The following is a 19404-nucleotide window of genomic DNA, read 5'->3' on the forward strand; positions in this document are numbered from 1 at the left end:
GGTGTAACCTAAGATAATCACGAAACAATAATTTTTCAATCCACTCACTGCTATTAAATTCACAGACATGAAGATGATAAGTGCCTTGTCCCGATAACCCCTTCCTAAAAAACCTTCTATCTTTAAACTCAGGTTTAGGAACATATTCATATTCTATTACACTTAAAGGACTAACAAAGTTAGATATTTCACCTAAATTTTGTACACCTACAATAATGTCAATTATCGGTTTAGCTTCTAACCCCTTTATAGACGTGCTTCCAATATGTTCAATCCCAACAACCTTATCACCTAAAACATTAAGGATTCTTTTTTCCTCATATTCAAATTGTTTCTTCCAGTCTGGATTATAATCACTAAGATTAACGATTGGTTTCGTCATATTTGTCCCACCCATTAAAAATAATGCTTCTTAAATTAAATCTATAAATCAAAACAAAAGCCTTCTTCAACTCTTCTGCCCCGGTAGCTCAATAAGGGTTTTTGCCCATTAGTGAAGGAAGGAACGGTAAACCAAAATCCCGGGATGGTACTTATGCTGCACTCTTTAGCTGCAAAAGCTCTTATCGCTTTTTGCTAATCTTTCCTGCCCCAACTTATACTATAGTTGAATGGCAGTGAGAAAAATCCCACACACACATAAATCCAAGGAGGTATGACAATGAAAAGAGGAATGCTGCATCATATTGAACTATATGTGTCCAATTTGGAAGAATCCAGAGAATTTTGGAGCTGGCTGCTGGACAAGCTGGGCTATCAGCTTTTTCAGCGATGGGAGAAGGGATTCAGCTGGAAACTTGGAGATACCTATCTCGTCTTTGTCCAGACAGAGGACGAGTACCAGGAACCCCGCTATCATCGGCGCAGGACAGGCCTTAACCATCTTGCTTTTTTTGCGGAATCCAGGGATGAAGTCGACTATTTTACAGCAGAGCTTCAAAAAAAGGGTGTTTCTGTGCTTTATCAGCATGCCCACCCATTTGCAGGAGGAAAGGATCATTATGCGGTTTATTTTGAAGATCCGGACCGCATGAAAGTCGAGATTGCTGCGCCTGAATAAATCTGCTCTGTTATTGTTCATTCACAATCGCGGGAACTCTTGCCAGAACAAGCACAGAAATGGAGAGCAAAGGAACAGCTCCCAGCAGCATAATTGTTTGGATGTCAACTCCGGCTGAAAGGAGCGCGGAGGTTACCCCGTAAGAGAGCGGTGTCAGACCCATTGCAGCCATCATAATGAAGCTCATCCCCTGCCCAGCATATTTGAATCTACTTTATGCTGTACCAATGCTTGAAGAGGGGTGTTTACAAAGGAAATCATCAGCCCCATCAGAGAGATAAAAAACAGCAGTAAGAAAAGTGTTTTTGAGAAGCTGAAGAATAGATAGAAAATTCCCTGCATACCGATACAAAAGGTAACAAATCTGCCTCTTGCTTTTTGGAGATTCCAGACTCCCATGATGAATGAACCTGCCAGCATTCCAATGATAAAAGCACCCTCCAAGTAGCTGAAAGCCATGGCACTTCCGGAAAACAGCTTATTCGCAATGATAGGAATGCCAATTGTTACCGGCCCAGTTAGAAAAAAGTTGATAAAAATTGCAAACATCAGCAGCGCTTTTAAAAATGCAGATTTCCTTATGTATGAAAAACCTTCTTTTAAAGACTCCCAGAAATCCGCCCTGCTGTCTTCGGAAGCTGCATATCTGCCAGGTAAGGAAATCAGGGGAATCAATAGTGATGCTGCAAGCAGGCTGAGTCCAATGATTGAAAGAGTAAATGAGTAGCTGACATGCTTCAAAAGCAAGCCTGCAGAAAAAGCACCGGCAATCATTGATATTTGACTGATAAGAGAGTAGCTGGAATTGGCCCGCGTAAGCTGTGAAGGGTGGACCAGAGCAGGGAGAAGAGAAGTTCTGGCAGGAATTTGGATTGCGTCCGAAATACCGAAGAAGAGTGCAGCCAAAACGAAAATCCAAATTGAATGAATACCCGCTAGCAGGCAGACAAGAACTGTACCAACAAGGAGCACTTCTGTTAACATGCTAAAAAGTATCAGTGATGTTTTTTTAATGCGGTCTGCCAGAACACCTCCGACAAGCATCAGCAGAATGCGCGGAATGCTGGAAGCAATAAATATGAAACCTAAACCTGCTGAAAAATGAAGCTCTGAGATGACAAACCAGGATTGTGTAAACAAAAACATGGACAAGCTTCCACTGGAGATGAAGCTTGTGAAGATTAAAATTAAAAAAGATATGTTTTTAGCCAGAGGTTTTGCCACGGTGGGTTCTTCAGTTTTGGGAGCTGAATTCAGTTCCATTATTCTTCTCCTTTATCATTCTTGATCGGAAAGGCCGCGCTTTGAATAAAATAAGGTTTTCCTTCATTGGCTGCAGCATTTTCTTCCGTATAGCTTTGTATCAAATCATTCAGTTTCTTCCATTCTCTTTTAATTATTTGTGTTTGTTCAATAGTAAGAACAGCCATTTTTGCATCATTCAAAACAAGTTGTTCAGCATCCCTTGTTTCAATAAAAGAAGTGTCAATATCCTTTATCTTTAACAATGCTTCTTCAATAGGGGCCTGGATGGTTGTCATTAGGGAAGGTTCCATGTTCACGCTGGATAAAAACGTTTTGTTAATGGATATATATCGGGCTACCGGCCTGTAAAACTTTTGAATAATCCCGTTCTTTTCTTCTGTTTTTTCTATGTAAACCAACCCCGCTTTTTCAAGCTCCTTTAAGTGGTAGTGCACTTTCTGAGCCTGCAGATTTAACTCATCCCCAATTATTTTTCCTGTTTTAGATTGATAAGCTATTTTCCAGAGTATCTTCACCCTGACCGGATCAGACAATATTTTCATCTGCTGCAGCGTTTCAAGCTGTAAATATTCTTTTAACATTCAATTCCTCCTTAACGTTCAACATTTATTGAATGTTATCATACACTGATTGTTTTTCTTTTTCAAGGAAAATATGGAAAATAGTTGAATCTGTTTTCCCCAGCTTCATTGACAGGCAGGCAGCAACATAGTAACTTTGAAAAGCAAGCTGTTAAATTCTTTGGAGGTAAAGAGAATTGTTAAAATCAAAAATTCATTTCTGGACTATTGAAATTCTATTAATACTGCTAATTATTTTTGTCAGTACAAGAGTCTCTTTCTTGTTTGAACCTATTATTGTATTTACATCTACTCTTTTTTTCCCCATCTTAATAGCAGGGATACTATATTTCATTTTTAGTCCCGTCGTCACATTCCTGCAATCCAAAAAAGTCCCTCGTACTTTGGCGATACTCTGTATTTATTTGGTGTTTATCTCCATCATTGTGATTCTGGGTGCCACGATCGGTCCGATTGTGTCGCAGCAGATTACCGACTTAATTAACAGCATCCCGATGTTTATCATTCAGTTCAGATTGTTTATTGACTCACTGGCTGAGACGGGTTGGTTTACATGGCTGATGAATCAGGACTATTTTTCAATTGATCGTGTTGAACAATCTATCATTGACTTTTCAACAGCACTTCCTCAAAATCTCGCAGCAAGTCTGACAACAGTTTTGGGTGTTGTGACGAACATCACATTGACCGTGATCACAGTCCCCTTTATACTGTTTTACATGCTGAAGGACGGCCACAAACTATCTCCAACCGTGGTGCAGGTTCTGCCTGGTTCTTATCGTCCTGAAGGAGTGAAAATTCTGCGGGATCTCCATGAAACACTTGCTGCTTACATACAGGGGCAGTTGCTGGTGTCCTTGGCGGTAGGGACGGGCTGCTTTATCGGATATTCGATTATTGGACTTGATTATGCTTTAATTCTCGGCATCATTGTAGCAGTAACCAATATTATTCCTTACCTGGGACCATTCATCGGAGCAGCACCGGCAGTTGTCATCGGGCTTCTTGAATCGCCGGCCAAGGGACTACTGACAGCTGTGGTTGTTACTGCTGTTCAGCAGCTGGATGGAAACCTTCTGTCACCGCTTATTATTGGAAAAAGATTAAACACCCATCCGCTGACCATCATTCTTCTGTTGATTGGTGCAGGCAGCTTCGGCGGTATTCTTGGAATGATTCTGGCAGTGCCGGTTTATGCAGTCTTGAAAGCTGTCATCCTGCATATTACAAGGTTGATTAAGCTCCGGAATAAGTATAAAAATTCAGATAAGAAATAAGTGCAGCTCCTCCGCAGTCCGGAGGAGCTTTGCTTTTGCGCTGACTGGCTGGTAACCCTTTTCAAAGCTGGGCATATACTGCCTGTAAAAAAGGGGCTGATGACTATGCCGGCAGCAGTAGGTACTGGGAAAATTGACAGAGTATTAACCAGCGGCATTACCAGTGTAGGCGATGTGTTTATTATTTCGCCCAAACAAGTACAAAAAACAGCGTTTGGTTCAGGAGCGCTTGTAACAGGTGATTTTGGCAGAATGACCAACATCACCAGTAAAACGCACTATCAAAGCAGCAGCGCCTCCAGTCAAAGTATCAGTTTTAATGCATAATCTGCACGTAAATACCCCTGGGGCTTGAGATGTAAGGCCAAAATAAAGTAACATAGTTGTGTCTTTTATCTTAAAGGGGGAAGATACTGTGAAAATAAGAAAAGCTAATATAACTGCAAGCGATCGGATCATTGAACAGGTGTTTATATATGAAAATAAGAAGGAAGAGTTTACTCTTGTGGCAGTTCCGCAGCTGGAATTTTCAACGATTATTCCATACGAGGAGGAAGCAGGAGTCCTTCATGAGAGGCTCCTGTCTGCACTTATTGTTAAAACCGATCCACAACCTGCTCAGCAGCTCAGCAGCAAAATTTGTCAATGGGTAAAGGAAATGTAACTGGAGGCTGTCATCACAGTCTCTTTTTTGATTCAGCTGCTGCAAGCCGCATTTTAAGACTTCTCTTCATCTTTTAAATCTATATTTAAAAATTGTGCAGCTTCCTGTACAAGTTCTTTACGTGGATAATGATGATATAAATTGGACTTCAGCCTGACGGCATCTCCAAAAAAGAAACGCTCATATTGAGTCTGCCTGGTGCCGAACTGGCTCATCGTCATATCCCAGACAAGCCTGTAGATTTTTGTTTTCGTCCATGCATCTGCTTCAGCACCTTGAAGATATTGATGAATATCCCCCGAGATTGGAGATGTAAAGTCTTCTTCAGAGCTTAACAGCATTAAGCCGCCTGCTCCAAGAAGCTGGAGAATTTCAGCATATTGCGGATAAAGTTTTGGATACAGACAGGTCGCAGCGTACAGACTGTGAATCTCAGGAACCATAATGCCCCACTTGTCTTGCTTTGCCTCCATTTCCGCTTTTAAAAGAAGTCCCTTTAAGCTCTCTGTTCCAATAATGATTTCGCTTATTTTCTCCTGAACATGCTGATATTCAGATATGTTTAAAGAATCTACCAGCAGCTGAGCTGTTCCCAGCAAAAATTCCAATTTTACAATCTGCCTGTTGATGACCTGATGAAGTGCCTGCTGTGTGAAGCTGCTTTCGCTGAAAAGCCTTTGTGCGAGGTCGGCACGGTGATAAAATAACACTCTATCCCAAGGCACCAGAACATGATCAAATACGAGTACAGTGTCCATTTCATCAAACCTTGAAGATAGCGGATAATTTACCGCTGAATTCCCTAAATGAAAGGATTCTCTGCAAATGAACCTCAGCCCTTCTGTTTTGCTCGGCAGACTGAAGGCAAAGGCGTATTCATCCAAGGTCCCTTTCCCGCCTGAAGGAAAGACGAGAATTTCATCTGTAGTTCCACCTCCTGTTGCAAGAAGACGAGCTCCCTTGATAATCAATCCATCAGAAGTAGTTTTCATAATCCTTGCTGCTATGGGCTCGCTGGATGTTTCAATGTATGTTGATGATCTGTTTGTTTGGGGGTTGATAAAACTGTGAGTAAAGCAAAGATCATTTTCTCTGGCTCTTTCATAAAGGTTTGTCAGATTTTTGGAAAAGTCCTTGTTTTGCTCAGTCAGCACCCCGGCTGCCGAGGAGAGTGACATCAGCACGGTATTCATGTAATCTGGTGATCTGCCAAGCATTCCTGCTGATGCTTTTGCCCATTCTGTATTTTGCATTCTTCGAATGGCTAAATCCTCAAGTGAAGATGGCTGCAGAAACGAAACTCCCACAGAATCTCCCGAAAGAGGAGATGAATAGGTCATCAGGCATTTGTTGCTTTCAGAAAGCTGCAGGTCGTACAATGCTGCTTTTGTGCGCAAAACTCCTTTAAACGCTGGGTGATCTACGGCTGAATCAATCTTCCGGCCTTGCAGCCATAGGTCCGGCTGAAGATTTTTCATGCGGTTTAAGTATTGCTGGCCAGAAATTGCAGGCATTTATCTCTCTCCCCTCATCATGTTATCAACAGCATATGCAGGCAGCTGCATGCAGTCAACCGGGCTTTCCCCCAGCAATAAAGGTATGGTATGGCAATACGCTGAATATACTTGTAAATATCTATTGAAAGCGCTTACCTAATTTGATAAGTTTAAATGTTATGAGATGGGCAAAGATATACAGTATAGTAATGAGGAGGGCTGCCCAATGGAGGAAGAAAACTTTTTCAGGGGCATGTTCTGGGCTGCGTTCCTGGGCATACCGCTGTGGATTGCCTTCTTTGGCTGGTTGAAGTTATTTCAGCAGCTCCTTGCAACCTTTTAAGAACCAAATATCAAGCAAGCATTAAAGTCAGGAGGCTCAGCATGAGTGACGACAAAATGGACCTCTATTTAAAACAGGGTATGTACGGACCATATGAAACGCTGCCAGAAGAGCGGAATTTCTTTTTAGGGACAATTAGGGAAAGAGTCCTGGTCGCATTGACAACAGGGCAGGTAAGACAGAATAGTGTGTATTCAATTGTGAAAGAGAAAATGCAGGCCAGAAAAAACGGAAAACTGTTGTTGAATGGAAAAATTGATTACAGTGCTCTCTCAAAATATGTGAAACTCGCAAACGACGAGCGAATCGAGTTCTCAATTATTTCCGATTTGGATAGGAGCACAAAAATCGGGCTTGTGTATACTGCTGACTATGCAGTTGAAGAAGAAGAGATCTACGTAAAAGATGATGTGTTTCAACGATCAGGCATAATTGAAAAATGAAAAAAAAAGAAAAGGCATGCGCGCCTTTTCTTTTTTTTGGCTTTTTTATCCGAACCTGCAAAGCATGATGCTTTTAGCAGTTGATTTAACAGCAGGATTAACCAGCAGCATGATAACATTCCGTATTTTGCTGGCACGCCTAAACAGGCTCCTTCGGCTTTTCATGTGAATACTATACAGAAATTGGGTAAAGTAATCTTAATGCTGCAGAATAAAAGGGGAGTGTGAGAAGTGAAGAAGGCTTTTATAAATATAGATTATACAAACGATTTTGTTGCTGATGACGGGAAGTTAACTTGCGGAAAACCAGGTCAGGCAATTGAAGAAAGGATTGTCTCCTTGTCCCGTGAATTCCTGGAATCGGGGGATTATGTGGTGCTAGCCGTTGATCTTCATGATGAGAGAGATAATTTTCATCCAGAAAGCTCGCTTTTTCCGCCTCATAATATTAGAGGCACTAAGGGCAGGGAGCTGTATAGAAGCCTGAATGAATGGTATAAAGAAAATGAAGAGAGTGCGTCTCTGATCTATTTGGATAAAACAAGGTATTCCGCTTTTTCAGGAACGAATTTGGAAACAAAGCTAAGGGAAAGAGATATTAAGGATGTGTATCTTGCAGGTGTATGCACTGATATTTGTGTGCTGCATACGGCAGTAGATGCCTACAACAAGGGATTCTCAATTCATATATATGAAGATGCCGTGGCCAGTTTTAATGAGAATGGTCATCAATGGGCTCTCAATCATTTTAAAAACAGCCTGGGCGCCAAAATTCTCAGTAAAGGAGTGGACAGCGAGTGAGCAGGTTTCCTGATGACAGCAAAGCATTGCATACTGATTTATATCAAATTAACATGGTTGAGACATATTGGAGAGATGGAATACATAATCGGAAAGCTGTATTCGAACTGTTTTTCAGGTCAATGCCGTTCGATAACGGCTATGCCATCTTTGCAGGGCTGGAAAAAGCAGTTCAATATTTGCAGGAATTTCGTTTTTCTAAAAGTGATTTGGAGTATTTAAAAGAAGAAGCAGGTTACAGTGAGGATTTCCTGGACTATCTTGCTGCTCTTCAATTTACAGGCACATTGAAAAGCATGCGGGAAGGGGAGGTAGTGTTCAATAATGAGCCTTTAATGAGGGTGGAAGCATCCCTGGCGGAAGCTCAGCTTATTGAAACAGCGCTTCTCAACATTATTAATTATCAAACTTTAATTGCGACCAAGGCTGCCAGAATTCGGCATGCTGCAGGAGATGGAGTTCTTTTGGAGTTTGGAACAAGAAGAGCGCAGGAATTTGATGCGGCCATCTGGGGTACAAGAGCCGCATATATCGGCGGCTTTCAGTCAACAAGCAATGTGAGAGCCGGAAAGCTGTTTGGAATTCCTGTTGCAGGAACCCATGCTCATGCTATGGTCCAGGCTTACCGGGATGAATATACAGCATTTAAAAAATATGCTGAAACCCATAGAGATTGTGTTTTTCTCGTTGACACATATGATACTTTAAGGTCAGGTGTACCCAATGCCATAAAAGTTGCAAAAGAGTTTGGGGACAAAATCAATTTTAAAGCCATCAGGCTGGACAGCGGGGATTTGGCTTATTTGTCTAAATCTGCAAGAGACATGCTTGATGAAGCGGGTTTTACTGAAACAAAAATTGTCGCTTCCAGCGATCTTGATGAATACACAATCATCAACTTAAAATCCCAGGGTGCAAGGATTGATACATGGGGAGTTGGTACCAAACTAATTACCGCATATGATCAGCCGGCGCTTGGAGCAGTCTATAAAATTGTTGCGATTGAAGATGAAAACGGAGAAATGGCAGATACAATAAAAATTTCTGCAAATCCCGCAAAAATGACCACTCCCGGCCTAAAGCGGGTGTACAGAATTATCAACAAAAGCAATCAGCATTCAGAAGGGGACTATATTGCCCTGGAACATGAACAGCCAAACGAAGCTGAACGCATTAAAATGTTTCATCCTATCCACACCTATATCAGTAAATTTGTGACCAACTTTGAAGCTGTGGAACTCCAGGTGGAAATCATTAAAGAAGGCAACCTGGTCTACCAGCTGCCTGAAATAGGTGAAATCCAGCAGCTGGCAAAAGACAACCTGGAGCTCCTCTGGGATGAATATAAAAGATCCCTTAACCCTGAAGAATATCCTGTCGACCTGAGCCAGGAATGCTGGGATAACAAAATGAAAATGATTGAAAGTGTAAAGCAGAATATAAAAGAGTAGGGACAGAGGGACGGGTACATTGTCCCAGTTCTTTAAAAAGGCACCAGTCATTATTTTTAATGATTGGTGCCTTTTAACAGGTTACTTATAAATCTGGGCGAAACAACAAAAACCTACAACATAGCTTAAAAAGTAATCATCAATGCCTTACATATAGGAAAAAAGGGAAAAGAAAGGCGGCTGACAGCCATCCCCGTTTCTTAGTATTGATGCTTCAAAATCCGTTTCGCTCCAGCATAGTGCTTTTTCCAATAAGGATGGTTCAGTTTCTGAACGCTGACACCTTTGGAAGAGGTGGATGCTATAAAGGAATTGCTGCCAAGGTAAATACCGACAAAGGAAATATCTTTTCCATTTGTATTGAAAAATACAAGATCGCCCTCTTTTAACGCATCTTTTGTAACGGACCTGCCAAGCTTGTATTGAGCCTTAGAGGAAGCAGGGATATGAAGATTGGCTGCAGATTCCCTATAAATAAAGGAAGTGTAGCCTGACGCGTCAAAGCCTTTAGGTGTTTTGCCTCCCCACTTGAATGGCGTACCAACATAAAGCATACCCACGGAAGTGACTTCCTGTCCCCAGGATACGGTTGCTTTTGCACTTGAAGCCGCTGCTAGCAGAGCTCCAGCAATGAATACAGATAGTATCAGAGCACCAACAGATTTTCTCATAAACGTTTTCATGTAACCTCCCCCTTAAATCATAAAAAGCATTCAGGCATTCGCCCTTGCAATCTATAGTCGTTCAATCAGATCTTGAGTTGCACTTTAACAAGAGGTTTCTCCCGACAATGTCTGCAGAAGGGACCCCGAATGTCGAATTTGCGAAATAGCAGTCCGGCACATACAATAGAAGAAGAAAGGGAGGAATGTTATATGAAAAGAATGCAGCTTGCCGAAGATCTGTCGTTTTCAGCTCTTATCCATGGCCTGTGGCGCCTTGATGAATGGGAACTTTCAAAAGAAGAAGTGTTAACATTGATTGAACAGTGCCTGGAAATAGGCATCACAACCTTTGATCATGCTGATATATATGGAAACTATACATGTGAAGAAATTTTTGGAAGCGGCCTTAAATTAAAACCAAGTCTAAGAGAAAAGATGGAAATTGTGACGAAGTGCGGTATTCAATTTCAATCTCCGAACAGGCCTGACATCCAATCTCATCACTATAATACGAGCAAGGATCATATTATACATTCAGCAGAACGTTCGCTGAAGAATCTGCAAACAGACTACATAGATGTGCTTCTCATTCACCGTCCCGATCCTTTTATGGATCCTGCTGAAGTGGCAGAAGCATTCAGCAGGCTTCGCAGTGATGGAAAAGTTCGATACTTTGGCGTATCCAATTTTAAAAGGCAACAGTATGACATGCTTCAGTCCTACCTGGATGCACCGCTGGTAACAAACCAAATTGAGCTGTCGGCCTACAATCTCGAAAACTTTGAGGACGGAACAGTGGATCTCTGCCTGGAAAAGAGAATTTCTCCAATGGCATGGTCTCCGCTGGCACGAGGGGAAATTTTCACCTCTCAGGATGAAAGAGCTGTCAGGCTGAGAAGCACCCTCCAAAAGGTCGCAGATGAGACCGGAGCAGCAGGAATAGATCAAATTTTATTCGCATGGCTGCTGAGCCACCCGGCTAACATCATGCCAATCATTGGTTCGGGCAAAATTGACAGAATCACTTCCGCTGTCAACTCTCTGCCGATTACACTGAACAGAGATCAATGGTTCGACATTCTGCAATCGTCCATGGGTCATGATATACCGTAAAATGAGTGCATTCTGCTGAGAGGCAGGATGCCTTTTTAGTTTGTGGAAATTCCTGCGAAAGACATTTAATAAATAATCTTCTTTCAACAAAAGGAAATTACAGGAAAATGTCGAACACATTGGTTATACCATGAGTGGGAGGAGAAAACATGCTTAAAGAACAGGTTTATGTCTTGGGAGATCAGCTTGTTGCGGTTTTTTCGGTTACGCTGGAAGGGTGTACTGCCAAAATGGAGTGCGTTCTTTCAGAACAGGGAGTTGAGGATTATGTTGTCGAATACAGCGGTACAGAATCATTGTATAAAGATGTATTGAAACTCGCTTTATCCCATGCGAAAACAGTGTATAGTTCTCATGCAGTAAGGGCATAAGCCTGTTTTACGGCTGTTATGCTGAAAAGTTAATAGGGAGTTTGCTCTGAATTGCGGTTTCAATAAATGCGTAATTTGTACTATTGCGCTTTGTTGCGGTATCACGCACTGTGAATTTCGCCTTATTTTCGGTGAAAAATTGTGCCCTCTCCTATACAATTTAAGTAGAAAGATCAAATGATGTGTCGTTAGCCATACATTTGAATGACTATACTTAAGGAGTGTGGGAACGATGAATAAACATACAATTGAAGAAATGGCGCTACTATTGGAACGTCTTGAAGAGGAAATACAAGAAACTAAAAAGTCTTTACACTCTATTAATAACAGCATTGATAAATATGATAAATATACTTACTTAAAGGTTTCCTAAGGACCCGCTGAACGGGTCTTTTTATGTATTCAGGCTAGAGTGGACTGCTTTGCCATGCATGCTAGTTAACGACACTTCCGTAATTCTCCCGCCACTGACGAGATAACTCCCGCAAAATTCGACGTTTACCTGCGACCATGTCAGCCCTATAAACTACTCATATACTTGCAGTGCAAGAGACAATAGAATGATTTGCTCTGTCCTTAAATGTAATTATTTGTTAATATTATTATAAATATGTAAAAAATAGAAATCACCCTATTAAACTACTCAGTAATATAGTAATATATTTTCAAAGGGGTGGTGATAAAAATCGACATTCTTCTCATTTCTGTCCCTATCGTAAGGGAAAAGCTTCGTTCTGCGATTGCTTCCTCCATTCACAGCCCAGATTTGCAGGCCATTCTTTTAGAATTCATAGAAACAAAAGAACACTATCAATTCGGTCAGCTGACATATCTGCACTACCAGCTATTTGGGGGAGCGCAGGAGATTGTATATGATCTTGCGGCTGCTGTTGAAATGCTTGCTATTTCTTTTGATATACTGGACGATTTACAGGACCAGGATAATTTTGATGAGCCATGGATGAAGAAGGATCCTTCAGTGGCAATGAATGCTGCAACCTCCTTATACACTCTGTCCTATCAGCAGCTCATCACTTTAGACCATCCTCATAAGGAAAAATTGCTATACTACCTTCAAAAATATGCACTGCAGGCAATGGAAGGGCAGCATGCTGACCTGACTAATTCATCTAAAACAGAAGAAGAGTGCCTGTATATGATGCAAAGAAAATCAGGCTCCCTGATTGCCGTTTCGTCTGTACTAGGCGTAATCGGCGCAACTGGAGAACACTTGCAAGAGGTAGAAGAATATGCTTATCAGATCGGCATCGCAGCTCAAGCCGAAAATGATTTTCGTGATCTATTTAACGGAAGCAAAAGCGATGTGGTCTTGGGCAGAAAAACACTCGCACTACTATATCTTGAAAAAAGGTTTAACCATCATGCTGAAGAACTATTAGCTTTTTATCAAAGTCAGCAGACCTTTTTGGAAAAGTATGGTACTATAAATGCATATAAACAAAAATTATTTGAATCAGGTGTATCTTCCTACCTGAATGTAATGAGGCAGATTTCACTGAAAAAAGCAGAAAAGCTTATCTCAGAGCTGCCGCTAAATTCGAATCAACGTGAGTCTTTACAGTCTCATTTGATTATAAAAAATTAGGAATAAAAGGAGAGATTACCATGCAAGAAATCGTAAACTACTTAGTTTCAAATCCTGAAGTATTCGAAAAGGTTGTCAGCGGAGAAGTAAGTCTGCTAAATGTAAAGAGCGTTGAAGAAGTAATTGGATTGGTAGAAGGTATCCTTGGTGCAGGTAAAACAACTGTAGCATTCTGGTGGTAAAAACTAAGATAAGCATAAGGTTTTCTAAAAAGCGTAACTAATAGTAAAGGTGTTTTAAATGAAAAAATACTACAACAAGATCTTTGCAGGAATCCTTATAATTAGTTTAGCAATTGTGCTTCATATTAGTATACTATCTATTAAGTATCCATTTATTGGAGCCAATGTTAAAATCACTGATGAAGGAGAAGTTGTAGTTACAGAAATAGACCCTAATGTATGGGCTGCTAAAGCGGGAGTTAAAATAGGCGATAGAATCCTAAAAATTAATGGCAGCCCTGCAGTAGAACATTTCCCTACAACCAATTATGGAGTTCTTGAACAAGTCTTTTCACTTAGGTTGGATCATAACGGTTCAGCACAGAATATTTATGTTCAAGATTCTATCATCAGTCATCAAGGGTTATTCTTAAATATAATTCCTCTAACCTTTTTTATATTATGTCTGTTCTGCATATATTTTATTTATAAAACTAATAAAAAATTAAAATTAGATTCTGCATTTCTTCTAAATTTATTTTTATTAACTATTGGACTTGCTTATTTAACTAGCTTAGGCTCAGCTAGAGGAGATTTATTTAGTAGATATGTAAACCTAACTTTATTTTTACTGGTACCTGTTTTATACCTTCACTTTATATACCAATATTTCCTGGAACTAGGAAAAAAACTTTTTAATAAAAATTATATCCTAATTGGTTACTTTATAGTTTTTTCTAATTTAACAATTGAAATTTTCTCTAATAATCTTTATAGCCTTAATAAGGCAATTAATTTAGGGTCTTTTTTCGTGTTGATTATTTTAACTTTTGTTCTGAAAATTTTAGGTTTAAAGAAAGTCAGGTACTCTGAACAAGAGTATTTTGTAAAGGTTATTATTATCACAAATGTTATGGCTTTCTCTCCCTTTTTATTGTTATATGTTCTGCCTTATCTGATTTTTAATAAAACATATATATTTTCTCCAACAATATTAGCGTCTTTTTTGCTTTTAATTCCTTTTTCTCTGGTGTATCAATTTATTGCAACCAAAATTTATGATATCGAATTCATCCTTGGCAGAGTTAAATATTATTCTTTGTTGGCTGTTATTCCAACATTTTTCTGTGTGGGGCTGATTTTACTGCTGAAAGATGGTTCAGAAAACCCAACATACTACACAGTAAAACTATTGATTTTGATCTACTTAACTATGGTAGCTGTATTCTATTTTAAAGAAATTTTGGATTATAGATTCCGCTTAAAGCGGTTCTCAGAGAAATATAATTATCAAGACAGTATTTTTAAGTATACCCAATCAATCCGCAAGGCCACAAATCTCTCCCAAGTAATTGCTGAATTAAAAAAAACCATTACGGATGTTCTGCTGGTAACAGAAGTGCATTTTATAGAGTATGAAAAAGTAAAATATAGGGCTATTAATAACATAGTGTTAACAGACACAGAGTTTCAGCATTATGAGAATGAAATTAATAAAGCGGTAGAGGAAATCGGCAAAGTTATCGAACTGGACAAGGGCTTTGTTCTAAATGTGGGCGAAACAGAAGATAAAAGCTACATACTTCTGTGTCTGTCTATGCTTAATACTCCAAGGCTCACGCGCGATGAAATTTCCTGGCTGAAGACTTTGTCCTTTTATACAAATGTATCGCTGGAAAATTTCTTGAAAATCGAAGAGCTCATGCACCATTTGGAGAAGATTGAAAAGGAAGGCACAAATCCTGCATGGCTGACTAAACTTCTATTTTCTATAGAGGAAAAGCAGCGCTCCAATCTTGCTAAAGATCTTCACGATTCCGTGCTTCAGGATTTAATCTCGCTGAAACGGAAAAATGAACTTGCTCTGGCAGAGTTTCATCATTCACCTGAACAGCTTGGTGCTTATTTGGAAGATATGAATGAGAATATGACAAAAATCATTAAAACAACAAGAGAAACATGTCAGGAATTGCGGCCGCAACTGCTGTATGACCTTGGCCTTGTGAAAGCATTGAACAAGCTGGTCGCTCAATATCAGGAATCAGCTTCTTTTGCAATCAGGCTGAATGCAGGCAAATTCTCAATCAATGTTGATATAGATACACAGCTGAATCTCTACCGTATTGTACAAGAGCTTTTGAATAATGCTTACAAGCATTCACATGCGCAGGATGTATTGATTATGCTCGTCTGCATAAAGGATAAAATTGTCCTGCATTATGAGGATGATGGAGTAGGCTATGATCAGGAGAACATTTCTTTTAACACCGAAACAATGGGTCTTTCAGGGATTAGTGAAAGGGTTAAAGCACTGAAAGGAACAATGGTGATTGAAACTTCAGTCGGCAGCGGGTTTAAAGTAGTGATTGAACTATAGTTCTATCAGGGCTTGGCGAAGGCCAAGCCTTTTTTATACAATGTAATTGAGAGTTTACATAAGAGAAGGGGGACTATTATGGTTTCAATTCTGGTGGTAGATGACCATCCTGCGGTCCGGGAAGGTACAAAAGCAATATTGGAAACGGAAAAAGATGTAAAGGTAGAATGTTTAAATCCTCCCTATTCTCTTGATAGTCTGCAATCATTTGATTTCAGCGTGTTTGACATCATTTTAATGGACTTGAATCTTGGAGATATTAACGGTATGGAGCTTTCCAGCGGAATCATCAGCCGCAAGGGAGATGCTAAAATTATTCTTTATACCGGGTATGATGTGGAGGATTATTTTGAAGAAGCAATTCGTCTGGGAATTCATGGTGCGATCAGCAAAACGGAGACGAAAGAAAAAATATTAAATTATATTAGGCATGCACTTAATGGCGATATCATTATATCTTATCAATTCTTTCAGTCTCTGATAGGCAAAGAAAAATCACCAAGTACAGAGGCGCATGACGGGATTGAGCCGCTGAATGACCGAGAAAGATCTGTTCTTCAGGAAGTTGAAAAAGGTTTAACAAACCAGGAGATCGCAGATAAGCTTCATTTAAGCAAGCGATCCATTGAGTACAGCCTGACTTCTATTTTTAACAAGCTCAAGGTTGGATCCAGAACAGAAGCGGTTCTCATTTCTAAATCTGAAGGCTTTATTGAGTGAGGAAACATGGCCCATTTTATATGCGGCCATGTTTTTTATTTTTTACAAAAATTAATATTCACTCAACATTCTCATGATGTTTATCCCTTACCATGTAATGTATAACTGAATTCAAAGAGTATATGTTGTACAAGGGGGATTACGTTGAATATTACCGCCGTGCTGCCGATCCTGGTATTTATTATGCTTTATTTTGTTTTTGCCGTCACAGTGCTCCGTAAATAAGCCCTTTTGCTTACCCCGTCATCTGCCTTATGTTAGAGTATAAGTAACAGACTATGCATAAGGAGTGATGATTTGAAGAAAAAAGCTATTCCCCTCATTTTGACTTCTTTGCTGTTGGCAAGCTGTTCCCAAGGAGGCCAGCAGGAATCCGAACAATCCTCTGAACCTGCTGTTTCAGATGTAGGCCCCAAAAGCATGATTCAGAATCTTGATGTTCCATGGGCCATCACCAAAATCGGTGATACGTTTTATTTTCCTGAAAGAACAGGGAGTATTGTGGAGTGGAATTCTGAAGAAGGAACGACCAGCAGTACACTCTCCCTGACAGAGGACATTCATGTTCAGGGTGAAGGCGGCTTGCTTGGATTTGAGCCTGCAGCAGATTTTGCAGAAAGCCAGGAAGCATTTCTCTATCACACTTATCAAACAGAAGATAATCTCTTCAACCGCATTGTCCTGGTGAAAAAAGAGGGAACTCAATGGACGGAACAAAGCGTCCTGCTCGATGGCATCCCCGGCGGTGTAAACCATAATGGAGGAAGGTTGAAAGCAGGGCCGGATCATAAGCTTTATGTGACGACAGGAGATACGTATCAGACAGAGCTTGCCCAGGATGTCGAATCTCTTGCAGGAAAAATTCTGAGGCTGGAACTGAATGGAGATGTGCCTGACGACAATCCTTTCGGCAGCTCATACGTGTATTCCTATGGTCATCGAAATCCCCAGGGGCTGGCCTGGGATGAAGATGGAAATCTGTACAGCTCGGAACATGGACAAACGGCCCATGATGAAATTAACCTCATTCAGCCGGGCAAGAATTACGGATGGCCGGAAATTGAAGGAGATGAAACACAAGAGGGGATGGAATCACCGATTTTCCATACAGGGAATGATACTTGGGCTCCATCCGGCCTTGCTTACCATGAGGGCAAGCTTTACGTAGCGACTCTTGCAGGAACTTCATTAAAATCCTACGAAATTGAAACAGGTGAAACAGAAGACCTGGTTAATCATTTGGGCCGGCTGAGAGACGTTTTGATTGAGGAGAACGTTCTCTATACAATCTCGAATAATAGAGACGGACGGGGAAATCCAGGCGAGAATGATGATCAGCTGTATCGTCTTGAGCTGAAGCGGGAGGATTAAGGTATGAAACATTCAAAAACTTTATTGGATGCACTTGGTATAGAGATTGTGAAAATAGATGATGAGGGAGTCATCGCAACCATGCCTGTTGATGAGCGGACTCATCAGCCATTTGGAATACTCCATGGAGGAGCATCTGTGGCGCTTGCAGAGACAGCAGCCAGCATCGGAGCCTATCATTTCATTGATAAAGAAACAGAGATTTGTGTAGGGCAGGAGATCAATGCGAATCATATTAAGTCTGTAAAAGAAGGAATTGTAACGGCGCGCGCTGTACCTGCACACAGAGGAAGAACTTCCATGGTCTGGGAAATCCGGATTACAGATGAAGCAGATCAGCTGATTTGTTTGTCCAGATGCACCATGGCAGTGTTAAAAAAGAGATAGTTAGTTAGTAGAGGCTGCCGGATACCGGCGGCTTTTTTTATGTGAGCTGACATTGGTGGATTGTTTGCTCCTCGTATTGATGAATCAAAAAAACAGCAGGCAAGCTCATGGCTCATGAGTTTGCCTGCTGTTTAGAAGGTGAGGATTAGCCCCTGCTCTTTTCCCGCTCTCTCGCTTTCTTTAGATCATCCTGAATACTTCTTTCCCATAGGGGAACTCCCGTATTGTAGGCAGCTCTGCCGATTAAGTGGCCGGCAACAGGTGCGGTCATAAACACAAAGATAATACCAAGCAGTACCCTTGAGTTAATTTGCCCATCAATAATCCAAAAGAAGAGAAATACACCAAGCAAGACGCTGATTGTACCCAGTGTTGCACTTTTTGATGCAGCATGGTTGCGCGTATACGGATCGGGAAGACGAATCAGCCCTACTGCTGCGACGATGCTTAGAAAAGCACCTTGAAGAATGAGGTAGCCGATAATAATTTTACTGATCTCGGTCATTTTCAATAATCTCTCCTTTCTCAAGGAACTTTGAAAATGCAACTGTTCCAATAAAAGCAAGTACTCCCAGTAGGAGTATGACGCTGAGGAAAGCATCAGTATCTAAGAGAATAGAGATAATCCCTGTCATTCCGATCAAGTTGATTCCAATCGCATCCAAGGCAATGACACGGTCAGGCGTTGTAGGGCCTTTTACGACCCTGTATACAAACGCCAAAGTGGAGATGGCCAGTATGAGCAGCGAAACAGTCAGTATTGTTTCAAACATTAACGGCTCACCTCCTGTATTGCCTTTTCAAACGTGTTTCTAATGCTTTGCTTCGCTTCCTCTGCATCCTTTATATCCATTGCGTGGATATAAAGGATTTTGTTGTCGGGTGATACTTCCAAAACCAGCGTACCCGGAGTAAGGGTAATCAGGTTTGATAAGATCGTGATTTCCCAATCCTTTGTAAGCTCAGTTTCAAGAGCGAAAATGCCGGGCCGGTTCATAAGTTTAGGAGAAAGAATGACCTTTAAAACTGCGATGTTTGATAAAATCAGCTCCCTGATGAAAATCAGCAGGAGCTTGATAGCAGCAAGAACATTGAAGATATAAAATCTCCGGTCAAAAAATCTTCGCAAAATGTACAGGATAACCAGGCCGAAAAAGTACCCAATTAAAAAGGTCAATCCATTGTACTCTGCAGTCATAAACATCCATGTAAAGGCAAGAAAGAAATTTAACAATATTTGAAATGCCATAG

The 19404-nt window shown here is 40.6% G+C and carries 25 protein-coding genes; 16 read left to right on the forward strand and 9 right to left on the reverse strand.

Annotated features, from left to right (window positions below):
* A partial coding sequence (locus GJU40_RS15675) for a GrpB family protein (protein ID WP_154309016.1) occupies nt 1-382 on the reverse strand: 382 nt, incomplete at its 3' end.
* A gap of 279 nt (nt 383-661) precedes the next feature.
* Here GJU40_RS15675 and GJU40_RS15680 point away from each other — a divergent pair.
* Nucleotides 662-1060: a VOC family protein gene (locus tag GJU40_RS15680; RefSeq protein ID WP_212029868.1), complete on the forward strand. Its 399-nt coding sequence runs from the start codon at nt 662-664 to the stop codon at nt 1058-1060.
* A 10-nt stretch (nt 1061-1070) separates the two neighbouring features.
* Here GJU40_RS15680 and GJU40_RS15685 read toward each other — a convergent pair whose 3' ends face one another.
* From GJU40_RS15685 to GJU40_RS15695, 3 genes are read right to left on the reverse strand one after another with little or no spacing between them, the layout of a single operon-like run.
* Nucleotides 1071-1235, reverse strand: coding sequence for a hypothetical protein (locus GJU40_RS15685; protein ID WP_154309017.1), 165 nt, complete (start codon nt 1233-1235; stop codon nt 1071-1073).
* Nucleotides 1236-1243: 8 nt separating this feature from the next.
* A complete protein-coding gene (locus tag GJU40_RS15690) occupies nt 1244-2323 on the reverse strand; it encodes an MFS transporter (RefSeq protein ID WP_154309018.1) in 1080 nt (359 codons plus the stop codon).
* Nucleotides 2323-2907 (reverse strand): ArsR/SmtB family transcription factor, encoded by a 585-nt coding sequence (locus GJU40_RS15695; RefSeq protein ID WP_154309019.1) that lies wholly within the window; start codon nt 2905-2907, stop codon nt 2323-2325. Before GJU40_RS15695 ends, GJU40_RS15690 begins: the two co-directional genes overlap by 1 nt.
* Nucleotides 2908-3083: 176 nt before the next feature.
* Between GJU40_RS15695 and GJU40_RS15700 the strand changes: the two genes are divergently transcribed.
* The 3 genes from GJU40_RS15700 to GJU40_RS15710 all read left to right on the forward strand — a co-directional run bounded on the left by GJU40_RS15700 (nt 3084) and on the right by GJU40_RS15710 (nt 4848).
* Nucleotides 3084-4184, forward strand: a complete 1101-nt coding sequence (locus tag GJU40_RS15700) for an AI-2E family transporter (protein WP_154309020.1) — start codon at nt 3084-3086, stop codon at nt 4182-4184.
* 105 nt (nt 4185-4289) lie between these two features.
* Entirely contained in the window at nt 4290-4511 is a 222-nt protein-coding gene (locus GJU40_RS15705; protein ID WP_154309021.1) for a spore germination protein, read from the forward strand.
* An 88-nt stretch (nt 4512-4599) separates the two neighbouring features.
* Nucleotides 4600-4848: a YueH family protein gene (locus tag GJU40_RS15710; protein ID WP_343031578.1), complete on the forward strand. Its 249-nt coding sequence runs from the start codon at nt 4600-4602 to the stop codon at nt 4846-4848.
* A gap of 53 nt (nt 4849-4901) precedes the next feature.
* Here GJU40_RS15710 and hpaB read toward each other — a convergent pair whose 3' ends face one another.
* Nucleotides 4902-6362 carry a 4-hydroxyphenylacetate 3-monooxygenase, oxygenase component gene (hpaB, locus tag GJU40_RS15715; RefSeq protein ID WP_154309022.1) on the reverse strand — a complete coding sequence of 487 codons (1461 nt, stop codon included), beginning with the start codon at nt 6360-6362 and terminating at the stop codon, nt 4902-4904.
* 366 nt (nt 6363-6728) lie between these two features.
* Between hpaB and GJU40_RS15720 the strand changes: the two genes are divergently transcribed.
* The 3 genes from GJU40_RS15720 (at nt 6729) to GJU40_RS15730 (ending at nt 9382) form a co-directional block, all read left to right on the forward strand.
* Complete coding sequence (locus tag GJU40_RS15720) at nt 6729-7130, forward strand: YueI family protein (protein ID WP_154309023.1); 402 nt, start codon at nt 6729-6731, stop codon at nt 7128-7130.
* Between the two features lie 231 nt (nt 7131-7361).
* Nucleotides 7362-7931 carry a cysteine hydrolase family protein gene (locus GJU40_RS15725; protein WP_343031579.1) on the forward strand — a complete coding sequence of 190 codons (570 nt, stop codon included), beginning with the start codon at nt 7362-7364 and terminating at the stop codon, nt 7929-7931.
* Entirely contained in the window at nt 7928-9382 is a 1455-nt protein-coding gene (locus GJU40_RS15730; RefSeq protein ID WP_343031580.1) for a nicotinate phosphoribosyltransferase, read from the forward strand. Before GJU40_RS15725 ends, GJU40_RS15730 begins: the two co-directional genes overlap by 4 nt.
* Nucleotides 9383-9582: 200 nt before the next feature.
* Here GJU40_RS15730 and GJU40_RS15735 read toward each other — a convergent pair whose 3' ends face one another.
* Nucleotides 9583-10065, reverse strand: a complete 483-nt coding sequence (locus tag GJU40_RS15735; protein ID WP_246188390.1) for a C40 family peptidase — start codon at nt 10063-10065, stop codon at nt 9583-9585.
* Nucleotides 10066-10257: 192 nt separating this feature from the next.
* On the opposite strand from GJU40_RS15735, the gene GJU40_RS15740 reads away from it, so the two are divergent.
* The 9 genes from GJU40_RS15740 (at nt 10258) to GJU40_RS15780 (ending at nt 18153) form a co-directional block, all read left to right on the forward strand.
* Complete coding sequence (locus GJU40_RS15740) at nt 10258-11160, forward strand: aldo/keto reductase (RefSeq protein ID WP_154309024.1); 903 nt, start codon at nt 10258-10260, stop codon at nt 11158-11160.
* A gap of 149 nt (nt 11161-11309) precedes the next feature.
* Nucleotides 11310-11531: a hypothetical protein gene (locus GJU40_RS15745; RefSeq protein WP_154309025.1), complete on the forward strand. Its 222-nt coding sequence runs from the start codon at nt 11310-11312 to the stop codon at nt 11529-11531.
* 232 nt (nt 11532-11763) lie between these two features.
* Nucleotides 11764-11904 carry a degradation enzyme regulation protein DegQ gene (degQ, locus tag GJU40_RS15750; protein ID WP_154309026.1) on the forward strand — a complete coding sequence of 47 codons (141 nt, stop codon included), beginning with the start codon at nt 11764-11766 and terminating at the stop codon, nt 11902-11904.
* A gap of 303 nt (nt 11905-12207) precedes the next feature.
* Nucleotides 12208-13137 carry a polyprenyl synthetase family protein gene (locus tag GJU40_RS15755; protein WP_154309027.1) on the forward strand — a complete coding sequence of 310 codons (930 nt, stop codon included), beginning with the start codon at nt 12208-12210 and terminating at the stop codon, nt 13135-13137.
* A 20-nt stretch (nt 13138-13157) separates the two neighbouring features.
* Entirely contained in the window at nt 13158-13319 is a 162-nt protein-coding gene (gene comX, locus GJU40_RS15760; protein WP_154309028.1) for a competence pheromone ComX, read from the forward strand.
* 58 nt (nt 13320-13377) lie between these two features.
* On the forward strand, nt 13378-15675 hold the full coding sequence (locus GJU40_RS15765; protein WP_154309029.1) for a histidine kinase: 2298 nt from the start codon (nt 13378-13380) through the stop codon (nt 15673-15675).
* A gap of 78 nt (nt 15676-15753) precedes the next feature.
* Nucleotides 15754-16395, forward strand: coding sequence for a response regulator transcription factor (locus GJU40_RS15770; protein ID WP_154309030.1), 642 nt, complete (start codon nt 15754-15756; stop codon nt 16393-16395).
* 297 nt (nt 16396-16692) lie between these two features.
* Nucleotides 16693-17766 carry a PQQ-dependent sugar dehydrogenase gene (locus GJU40_RS15775; protein WP_154309031.1) on the forward strand — a complete coding sequence of 358 codons (1074 nt, stop codon included), beginning with the start codon at nt 16693-16695 and terminating at the stop codon, nt 17764-17766.
* A 3-nt stretch (nt 17767-17769) separates the two neighbouring features.
* Nucleotides 17770-18153, forward strand: coding sequence for a hotdog fold thioesterase (locus GJU40_RS15780; protein WP_154309032.1), 384 nt, complete (start codon nt 17770-17772; stop codon nt 18151-18153).
* A 145-nt stretch (nt 18154-18298) separates the two neighbouring features.
* Here GJU40_RS15780 and mnhG read toward each other — a convergent pair whose 3' ends face one another.
* From mnhG to GJU40_RS15795, 3 genes are read right to left on the reverse strand one after another with little or no spacing between them, the layout of a single operon-like run.
* The gene (mnhG, locus tag GJU40_RS15785) at nt 18299-18658 is read right to left on the reverse strand and encodes a monovalent cation/H(+) antiporter subunit G (RefSeq protein WP_154309033.1); all 360 of its coding nucleotides are present in this window, start codon (nt 18656-18658) and stop codon (nt 18299-18301) included.
* Nucleotides 18642-18926 carry a Na(+)/H(+) antiporter subunit F1 gene (locus tag GJU40_RS15790; protein ID WP_154309034.1) on the reverse strand — a complete coding sequence of 95 codons (285 nt, stop codon included), beginning with the start codon at nt 18924-18926 and terminating at the stop codon, nt 18642-18644. Before GJU40_RS15790 ends, mnhG begins: the two co-directional genes overlap by 17 nt.
* Complete coding sequence (locus GJU40_RS15795) at nt 18926-19402, reverse strand: Na+/H+ antiporter subunit E (protein WP_154309035.1); 477 nt, start codon at nt 19400-19402, stop codon at nt 18926-18928. Before GJU40_RS15795 ends, GJU40_RS15790 begins: the two co-directional genes overlap by 1 nt.
* Nucleotides 19403-19404 lie beyond the last annotated feature (2 nt).

The organism is Metabacillus lacus, assembly GCF_009674805.1.
GTDB classification, from domain to species: domain Bacteria; phylum Bacillota; class Bacilli; order Bacillales; family Bacillaceae; genus Metabacillus_C; species Metabacillus_C lacus.